The sequence below is a fragment of the Caballeronia sp. GAFFF2 genome (assembly GCF_023631485.1).
Classification (GTDB): domain Bacteria; phylum Pseudomonadota; class Gammaproteobacteria; order Burkholderiales; family Burkholderiaceae; genus Caballeronia.
The window spans coordinates 1-1,932 of the sequence record NZ_JALQDA010000077.1; the positions used below are offsets into that span (position 1 = coordinate 1).

Sequence of the window (1,932 nt, forward strand, 5' to 3'; positions counted from 1 at the left end):
TGTAGCGGCTAGATTGTAATGTCCGTATATGGACTCCTCCTCGTTTGCAAACACTCTGCGTGTCAGCCCTAGTATCGATCGCTCACGTATATCCGGTCTCATGAAGCTGCGCCTCAATGAGGCAGCGGACCCTGATGGGCTATTCGCGCGCTGATTCCCAATCGCTTTTACGGGCTCGAAGCCCCGGACATTAGCGGGTTCGATCAGCGCCGGTTCGACCTGTTGGCCATCATGCGGCTTGTTTTGCAATCTTAAAGAAGGTATCGCTAGTCGCGAACGACTTTACTGCGCAGCCAGCCTTGGCTGGTAATCTGTTTGCCGTGTGATCATCGCCCACGCGATCCTCGTAGTCTTGTTCGCCAAGGCGACCGCGGCAACGTTGGGATGCCGGCTTGCCGCAATACGCATGACCCAGAGACTTAGCGCATCAGTCCTGCGTTTGGCCATCTGGATCATCGCTCGAGCGCCGTGAATCAAGAGGCAACGCACATAAGAATCGCCTCTCTTACTGATTCCGAGAAGCCGTTCCTTGCCGCCTGAACTGTTCTGCTTGGGCGTCAACCCCAGCGATGCAGCCATCTGTCGTCCATTGGCAAATTGCCTGGCATCGCCCACTGCGGCCAACAAGGCCGTGGCGACCATCGGACCGACGCCACGCAACTGCTGCAGACGCACCGCTACGGGATCAGATGCCGCGATGGCAGTGATTTCGCGGTCTAGTTGTGCTATCCGATCGTCCAGTGAGCGCAGGTCTTCCCAGATCCCCGTGAGCAGTCGACGGAAACGATCACTCAGACCGCAGTTGGTATCTTCGAGCCAAACAGGAACTGCGCGTCGTAGCTGAAGTATCTGTTTGGGAGCCACGAGACCGTACTCGGAGGCCAAGCCACGAATCTGGTTTGCTTTCGCGGTTCGTTGCTCCATCAGTCCAGTGCGCACCCGGTGAGCTGCCTGCACGTCTTGTTGCCCGACCGTCTTGACGGAGACGAAACGCATGCCAGGCCGACTTATCGCTTCACAGATAGCTTCAGCATCGTTGGCGTCGTTCTTATTGCTCTTGACGTACGGCTTCACGAACTGCGGAGCGATAAGCTTGACCGTATATCCAAGCATCTGGAGACGCCGTGCCCAATAGTGAGCCCCGCCACACGCCTCCATTCCGATCTGTGCATGCAGGGGAACCGTTTTGCGCAGGATATCCAGCCATTCATCGCGTGCAAGCTTGCGACGCCAGACCGTCTTCTCGCGTCGATCCACGCCGTGAACTTGAAAGACATTTTTTGCGAGATCGATCCCGACGCGAATGATGTCCATCTTGTGTTCCTCCTGATTGACCGGTTGAAGACAACTGCAATCATGCGCCCTGTTCCCGCGGGGTGAGGAGGAGTCCATCCCATTGCTTTTAGCCAGATTCAAATGTCCGCTTCGAACCGCCTAAGCTTACCCCGCGCCGATGCTGCGGCGCAGGAGACCGCGATGGCTGCAACGGACACGATTACCATGTCGATGCGCGAGTTGGACCGATTCAAAGTGATTCAGTCAGTGGTCGACGGACTGCTCAAACCGTGGCGGGCCGCCGAGCGACTTGTACTGAGTACACGACAGGTGCGGCGTCTCAGTGCGCGGTTACGCGAACAAGGCGCGCCGGGCCTGGTTTCCGGCAAGCGCGGTCAAACGGGCAATCATCGTGTCGACGCGGGCTTGGCGGTCCGGGCCGTGGCCATCGTCAAAGAGCGCTATAGCGATTTTGGCCCGACGCTTGCCTGCGAGAAGCTGCGCGAGTGTCATGACATTCGGCTGGCCAAGGAAACCGTTCGGCGGCTCATGATCGGCGCCAGACTCTGGACGCCACGTCGACAGCGTCCTCCAAGGATCCATCAGCCGCGCAACCGTCGCTCGTGCTATGGCGAGCTGATCCAGATCGATGGCAGC

General features: G+C 58.2%; 2 protein-coding genes. One reads left to right on the top strand and one right to left on the bottom strand.

Annotated features, from left to right (window positions below; genetic code table 11):
• Positions 1 to 282: 282 nt before the first annotated feature.
• Positions 283 to 1,314: an IS110 family RNA-guided transposase gene (locus NCT04_RS34145; protein ID WP_250470253.1), complete on the bottom strand. Its 1,032-nt coding sequence runs from the start codon at positions 1,312 to 1,314 to the stop codon at positions 283 to 285.
• Between the two features lie 162 nt (positions 1,315 to 1,476).
• Here NCT04_RS34145 and NCT04_RS34150 point away from each other — a divergent pair.
• The coding region (locus tag NCT04_RS34150; protein ID WP_502800725.1) for a transposase family protein at positions 1,477 to 1,932 on the top strand (456 nt) is incomplete at its 3' end.

Excerpts from the sequence above, each read along its gene's own strand:
- NCT04_RS34145 (WP_250470253.1), bottom strand. The coding sequence starts at position 1,314 with ATGGACATCATTCGCGTCGGGATCGATCTCGCAAAAAATGTCTTTCAA.